Origin of the sequence: Rubneribacter badeniensis (genome assembly GCF_002899695.1) — a bacterium.
Classification (GTDB): Bacteria; Actinomycetota; Coriobacteriia; order Coriobacteriales; family Eggerthellaceae; genus Rubneribacter; species Rubneribacter badeniensis.
This window is the reverse complement of record NZ_PPEL01000120.1, coordinates 1-6,755: the sequence shown is the minus strand read 5'-3', so window position 1 is coordinate 6,755 and position 6,755 is coordinate 1. Positions and strand designations below refer to the sequence as shown.

At 65.9% G+C, this 6,755-nt stretch carries 5 protein-coding genes; 2 read left to right on the top strand and 3 right to left on the bottom strand.

Features of this window, described 5'->3' with window-relative positions; all coding sequences use genetic code 11:
• Positions 1 to 191: 191 nt before the first annotated feature.
• Positions 192 to 2,126 (top strand): bilirubin reductase, long form, encoded by a 1,935-nt coding sequence (gene bilR / locus C2L80_RS12715; protein WP_087198353.1) that lies wholly within the window; start codon positions 192 to 194, stop codon positions 2,124 to 2,126.
• 117 nt (positions 2,127 to 2,243) lie between these two features.
• Here bilR and map read toward each other — a convergent pair whose 3' ends face one another.
• The gene (gene map, locus C2L80_RS12710) at positions 2,244 to 3,014 is read right to left on the bottom strand and encodes a type I methionyl aminopeptidase (protein WP_087198351.1); all 771 of its coding nucleotides are present in this window, start codon (positions 3,012 to 3,014) and stop codon (positions 2,244 to 2,246) included.
• Positions 3,015 to 3,294: 280 nt separating this feature from the next.
• Here map and C2L80_RS12705 point away from each other — a divergent pair, with 280 nt between their 5' ends.
• Complete coding sequence (locus C2L80_RS12705; RefSeq protein ID WP_103263331.1) at positions 3,295 to 4,602, top strand: hypothetical protein; 1,308 nt, start codon at positions 3,295 to 3,297, stop codon at positions 4,600 to 4,602.
• 287 nt (positions 4,603 to 4,889) lie between these two features.
• Here C2L80_RS12705 and C2L80_RS12700 read toward each other — a convergent pair whose 3' ends face one another.
• Positions 4,890 to 5,075: a type II toxin-antitoxin system antitoxin gene (locus C2L80_RS12700; RefSeq protein WP_087198348.1), complete on the bottom strand. Its 186-nt coding sequence runs from the start codon at positions 5,073 to 5,075 to the stop codon at positions 4,890 to 4,892.
• 51 nt (positions 5,076 to 5,126) lie between these two features.
• Positions 5,127 to 6,158 carry an SPFH domain-containing protein gene (locus C2L80_RS12695; RefSeq protein ID WP_204600611.1) on the bottom strand — a complete coding sequence of 344 codons (1,032 nt, stop codon included), beginning with the start codon at positions 6,156 to 6,158 and terminating at the stop codon, positions 5,127 to 5,129.
• Positions 6,159 to 6,755 lie beyond the last annotated feature (597 nt).

The following is a 6,755-nucleotide window of genomic DNA, read 5'->3' as shown; positions in this document are numbered from 1 at the left end:
CCCCCGGCCGCCAGCGCTACCAAGCCATCCACGCCCACCCACGCCCACCGCATCCTCCCACCTGTCAACTGCACCCCATATCTGCTACCAGAGAACAGTCATTAGCGGTATAATGAGAGGACGGACAGGACGGTCGGCAGGATCCACAAGGGCCCCAAGTGCGGCCGTCCCTCGAAGAGAAGGGTGACGCCATGCTGTTGCTCGAACCGCTTGCCATCAACCACATGACCCTCAAGAACCGCGTCATGCTCCCGCCCATGACCACGGGATACGAAGCCCGCGACGGGTCAATCACCACGCAAAGCCTCAACTTCTACCGTCGCATCGCCGAAGGCGGCGCATCCTACATCGTCATCGGCGACGTGGCGCCCGTGAACACGGTGTCTCCCACGCCGAAGCTGTTCTGCGACGAGCAGATCCCCACGTTCGCCAAGCTGGCCGAAACAGTGCACGAATTCGGCTGCAAGCTGGGTCTGCAGGTGTTCCATCCCGAATACGATACGGTGGCCATCGCCGAGCTGTTCGCCAAGGGCGACATGCAAGCGGCCCGCGCGAAGCTCCACCACGACATGCGGCACTACGTGAACGAGGTGGATGCCGAGCGTCTCGACGCCATCCTAGCCAGCATCACCGCGCTCGCCGACCGCGCGGTGCGCTCGGGCGCCGACGCCATCGAGGTGCATGGCGACCGCTTGGTGGGCTCGCTCTGCTCGCCGCTCATCAACCAGCGCACCGACGAGTTCGGCGGCTCATTCGAGAACCGCACGAAATTCGCGCTGGCCGTGGTGCGCGCCATCCGCGCAGGAGCGCCGGACATCTGCATCGACTACAAGCTGCCTATCATCTCCGAGAATCCCCAGATCGGACGCGGTGGCTTGTTCATCGACGAAGCCGTGCGGCTAGCGTTCCTTCTGGAGGAGGCGGGCGTGGACACCTTCCATGTGGGACAGGCCAACCACACCGGCAACCTGAACGACACCATCCCCGCCATGGGCACGCGCCCGTATTGCTTCATGGAGGAGGCGTCCCGTCGCGTGAAGGAGGCCGTGAGCGTGCCGGTGTCCACCGTGGGCCGCATCGTGAGCCCCGCCGATGCCGAGCGCCTCATCGAAAGCGGCGCGTGCGACTACGTGGGCCTCGGTCGCTCGCTTTTGGCCGATCCCGACTACGTGCGCAAACTCGAAGCGGGCACGCCCGAGCTCATCCGCCCTTGCATCATGTGCAACAAGGGCTGCACCGACGCCATCCAAAACCGCCGCTTCCTCTCGTGCGTGCTGAACGCCGAGAACGGCTACGAGTACGAGCGCGCCGTAAAGCCCGCCGACGCGCCGAAGAAAGTGGTCGTGGTGGGCGGCGGCCCCGCCGGCATGGAGGCCGCGCGCGTGGCCGCCCTGCGCGGACACGACGTGGTGCTGTTCGAGCAAGCCGATAAGCTGGGCGGGCAGCTGGGCATAGCGAGCGTGCCGCCGCGAAAGGACGAGATGACGCGCTCGCGCGACTGGTTCGTCGCCGCACTCGACGCCGTCGGCGTGCGCGTGGAGCTGGGGCAGCCCGCCGACGCCGCACGCGTACTGGCCGAGCGCCCCGACGCCGCAGTGGTGGCCGTGGGAGGGCGCAGCATCGTGCCGTCCATTCCCGGCACAAAGCGGCCGTTCGTGCTGGACTCGTGGGACGTGCTGGCGGGCGCAGCGAAGCCCCATGGCAACGTGGTGGTCATCGGCGGTGGCCTTGTGGGCGCAGAGACTGCCGAATACCTGGCCCAACCCGAGCAAGACTGCACGGTGACCATTGTGGAGATGCTCGATGCGATAGCAGCCGAGGAATCCTCCACCGTGCTGCCGTTCATGATGGCCGACTTCGAGGAGCACGGCGTTGCGCAGCTCACGCAAACCAAGGTCGACCGCATCGTCGAAGGCGCCGTGGAGGCCACCGACGCGAACGGCGAGAACGTGCGCATCCCCTGCGACTTCGTCGTGCTGGCATTGGGCACCGCGCCGGTCGACTTCGATACGGCAGCGCTCGAAGCCGCCGGCGTGCCTGTCACGCTCGCAGGAGATTGCAACAGGGAAGCCGCCGACATCAACCGCGCTGTGGAAGAGGGCTATCTGGCCGCGTGCGCGCTCTAGCATGCACATGCGGGAGGGGGCGCCGCAACGCCCCCTCCCATGCGGGCATCACCCCGCCCCGCTCGTAAAACGCTCGCTCCCGTCTCGCAGGCAGATGCAAGAAGGACACCTCCCGGCCTACACCGGGCGGCGGCGACCCTCCTCGCAGGTGAGCACCACCGGGCCGTCCTCGGTGATGGCCACCGTCTTCTCGAAGTGGGCCGATGGCTTGCCGTCGCGCGTCACCACCAGCCAGCCGTCGGGCATGAGACGCGTCTTGTGAGTTCCCACGTTGATCATGGGCTCGATGGCCAGCACCATGCCCGCCTCCAAGCGCACGCCGGTGTGCTTGCGGCCGAAGTTCGGGACGTTCGGCTCCTCGTGCATGTCGCGGCCGATGCCATGCCCCACGTACTCGCGCACCACGCCGAACCCCGCCTCTTCGGCGATGGACTGCACCGCGTGCCCGATATCGCCCAGACGGTTGCCCGGCCTCGCCGCATCGAGGCCGGCCCACAAGCACTTCTCCGTCACGTCGAGCAGACGCTGCTTCTCGGCCGATATCCGACCCACCGCGTACGTCCACGCATTGTCCCCCACCCAACCGTCCACGATGGCGCCCGTGTCGATGGAGATGATGTCGCCTTCCCTCAGCACGACGCCCGCCGAAGGGATGCCGTGGACGATCTGCTCGTTCACCGACGCGCAGATGCTGCCGGGAAAACCGCCGTAGCCCTTGAACGCGGGGATGCCCCCTTCGGCACGGATGACGGACTCCGCCAGCTCGTCCAGCTCGAGCGTCGACACGCCCGGACGGGCATGGGCCCCCACCTCGCGCAGCGCCTTGGCGGACACGCGGCCCGCCTCTTTCATGGCCTCGATCTCGGCCGGGGACTTCTTGATGATCATGCTCTGCACCTTTCGCACGCGCCTGTTTCAGCGAACAGTATAGCAAAGCCGCGAATCGGAAAGGAGCGAACGCAGACTGCGATCTCGAACGCGCGCCCTTCCGTTCGAGGGAAACGCCCTCCCCCGGCCCGGCGACGTCTCGGCAACGGCCGCCAACCGCCCCCCGAACGTATCCTGCAGGTGCCTAGCATGGTCATCCACCCGCGCTCGGCACCTTCGATCCGCGCGGGCGCCGCGCGCACGTTGCCCGCGGAACCGACGACGATGAACAGGAGGCTCTATGAACCCGTTCGACCAGAAACCGGCGAAGGCGATCGAGGACATGGCCCTCGACTGGAAAGACCTTTCCCCGCGCCCCTACAAGAAGCTCGACACCGACCCCTACACGAAGGCCCGCATCATCCTCATGAACGGCATCGAGGTCGAGGCCGTGATGTTCGACCACAACTTCAACCGCAATTGCGAGGACAACGACCTGCGCCGCGAGCTGGCGCTCGTGCGCCGCATCGAGGCGGGCCAGCAGAAGCAGGTGAACTGGCTGTCGCCCTCCGACGAGACGCCGCTCGAGACGACCATCGGCTACGAGCAGCTGGCCGTCGACCTCACGGCGTGGCTCGCCATGCACGAGCCCGACGCGTACGCGAAAGCCTGCATGGACTTCGCGCTGCTCGAGGATTTCGACCACCTGTACCGCTACGCGAACCTGCTCAAGATGGACGAGGACCTGCCCGCCCACCAGCTTGTGCAGGACACCATCGAGATCACGCCGGGCCGCCCGACCATCGCGCATCACCGCCATCCGATCGATTCGGTGCGCGCACCGCGCAACGCCAAGACGGCCGACATCCGCACGACGCTCGGCGCGCTCATCCTGACCGCCGGCGAGCAGCAGACCATGAACTACTACATGAACCTGGGCAACACGCAGCCGGAAGGCGTCGCGCGCGACCTCTACCTGGAGATCGGCATGGTGGAGGAGGAGCATGTCACGCACTACGGCGCGCTCTTGGACCCCTCGTGCACGTGGCTTGAGAACCTGCTGTTGCGCGAGTACATGGAGACCTACCTCTACTACTCGTTCTACGAGACGGAGGTGGACCCGTACGTGAAGAAGATCTGGGAGCGAAACTTCGAGCAGGAGGTCGCGCACCTGCACAAAGCCGCCGAGCTGCTGCAGAAACGCGAGGGCATGGAATGGCAGCAGCTTATCCCCAGCGGCGAGTTCCCCGAGCTTCTGGACTTCCATCCCACGAAGGACTACGTCCGCGAGGTGCTGGCCGAGCAGGCCACGCTCACGGCACGCGAGGAGGAGTTCGTCGAAGTGGACGACCTGCCGAACGATTTCCGCTTCTTCACGTGGAACGCACAGGTGAACGGCCGCGTCCAGGACGTGCCGAGCCACCGCGTCATTCGCGAGGCGCAGAAGAAGGACGGGCGCGACTACCGCCTCGAAGACGGGGAGAGCCCCATCCGCGAGCTTCGCAGCCGCACGGAGGACAACACGAAGCTCGGCCGCATCCAGGGCGCCGGGCACGACCTCGGCAAGGACGCCGCGAGGGAAGAGAGCAAGGAAGCCGTGCTGGCGTAAACCTTCGGCACGAAACGGCCGCCTCCGGCTGTCATCTCGACCGGAGGCGGCGCAGCCGCCGCAGAGAGATCCCCCGCGAGCCGAAGGCCGCCAAGGCTGGCACCGAACGGGATCCCTCCGCTCGCTGCGCTCGGTCGGGACGACAACAAGAGAGGTCGTGGCCGGTCTGAGCGTGGCAGCGGGACGGGGATATTGTCACGTTCCGCGGACTACCCACTTGCATTTTATCTCGCTGCGGAACGTGACAATATCCCCGTCCCGCTGTCACGCCGCTGTCACGCCGCTTGTTACTCCACCTCCCCTTCGCCTCCTGGGCTTTTCGGCGGCCGCAGCCGGCCGGCATCCTTGAGCGCGCGGCGCAGGATGAACTCCACCTGCGCGTTCACGCTGCGCAGGTCGTCGGCGGCCCACTTCTCCACGGCCTCCCAAACGTCCGGATCGACGCGGAGGGGATACTGTTTGCGTTTCGCCATGACTTCGCACCGCGCCCGCCTCGGCGCATCAGCCGAGGCGGGCGCCCTCCCTTACTGGTAGAGCGTTCCCGTGTTGAGGACCGGCTGAGCATCGGACTCGCCGCACAGCACCACCATGAGGTTCGACACCATGGCCGCCTTGCGCTCATCGTCAAGGTCGACCACCTGCTTGGTAGACAGTTCGGAAAGCGCCATGTCCACCATGCCCACCGCGCCCTGCACGATCTTCTCGCGCGCGGCGATGACGGCGTCAGCCTGCTGGCGGCGCAGCATCGCCTGGGCGATCTCGGGCGCGTAGGCCAGATGCGTGAGACGCGCGTCGTCGATGACCACGCCGGCCTTCTCCAAACGCACCGACAGCTCCTCCTTGAGCGCCGCGGACACCTCCTCGATGTTGCTGCGCAACGTGATCTCGCCTTCCGCAGCACCCGGCATCTGGTCGTAGGCGTACGTGGTGGCCACATGGCGCAGCGCCGTCTCGCTCTGCGTGTGCACGTAGGAGTTGTAGTCGTCCACGTCGAAGAGGGCCTTCGCCGTGTTCTCCACGCGCCATACGATGACGTCAGCGATCTCGATGGGATTGCCGCACTTGTCGTTCACCTTGAGGTGCTCGCCGTTGTACGTGCGGGCGCGCAGCGACACCTTCGTGGAGAGAGCCGCCGGCTTACCGTCGACGTTCGTGTAGCCCGACCTGCGGGAGAAGAACGGGTTCGCCCAATGGAAGCCCTCCTCGCGCACCGTGCCCTTGTAGTCGCCGAACAGGATGAGCACGCGCGCCTGATTCGGCTGAATGGTGAAGAAACCCATGAGCAGGATGAGCGGCACCACGCAGATGCCGACGATGCCCACGGCGAGCAGCGTGACGCCGGCAGCCTCGCTCGCCGTCGCCACCGGCGCGTCGGACGCGGGAAGCATGGCGGCTCCTGCCACGATGCACGCGACGAGGACCGCCGTCGCCACCGCGGTCAACAGCAGCATCGGCCAGCCGCTTCTCACCCGGACGGTCTTCTCGACGGATGCCGCCCCAAGTGCGACCGCCTCCGGGGAAGTCGTGGCGATGGACGAGGTCTTCTGCACGGACATGATGGTTCCTTTCTCTTTACCAATATCGATATGATATCACATTGAGATCGCAACAGGAAGCGCTTCTCCAGCCGCTCCCCTTCGCCTCCCTCGCCCTTTCCTGCCGCCAACGAAGGGGAAACGTTCTCGCCAACCGCCATCGGGATGCGAGAAGTCCCGCTATGACCGACAGCGAAGCTCGATGCAGAAAGACGAACCCCCAGCAAAGATGAGCGATCGATGTTTCACGTGAAACATTTGTACTGATTCTATCTTTTTGCGTGAAAGCCCATTCCGCAATCCGACGAGCCCTTCCCGGTCGGGCGCATGTCAGGCCATAGAGCTGCGCCATCCTCTCGCCCACTGCCAGCGCGCCCTTTCTGGCCGGGCGCATCTCGGGCCGCGAACGCCGGATTGGGAGGACCTTGGTGCGCCAATGCGGGTTCACCCGAAAACGTGGCAGACACCGAAAGAGCGGGGGCAAACCGCAAGAAGGGGGTGCGGACAAAAAGTTGGACACTCCGGTGTCCGGATTGGAGTCCGCATGTACCCGTTGGAGACCAGGGAGCTCGCCGTGGAGGCCGTCGCGGCGGGGTTCAGCCTGACCGAGGCGGCCGA

Excerpts from the sequence above, each read along its gene's own strand:
- C2L80_RS12695 (WP_204600611.1), bottom strand. The coding sequence starts at position 6,158 with ATGTCCGTGCAGAAGACCTCGTCCATCGCCACGACTTCCCCGGAGGCG.
- map (WP_087198351.1), bottom strand. The coding sequence starts at position 3,014 with ATGATCATCAAGAAGTCCCCGGCCGAGATCGAGGCCATGAAAGAGGCG.
- C2L80_RS12705 (WP_103263331.1), top strand. The coding sequence starts at position 3,295 with ATGAACCCGTTCGACCAGAAACCGGCGAAGGCGATCGAGGACATGGCC.
- bilR (WP_087198353.1), top strand. The coding sequence starts at position 192 with ATGCTGTTGCTCGAACCGCTTGCCATCAACCACATGACCCTCAAGAAC.
- C2L80_RS12700 (WP_087198348.1), bottom strand. The coding sequence starts at position 5,075 with ATGGCGAAACGCAAACAGTATCCCCTCCGCGTCGATCCGGACGTTTGG.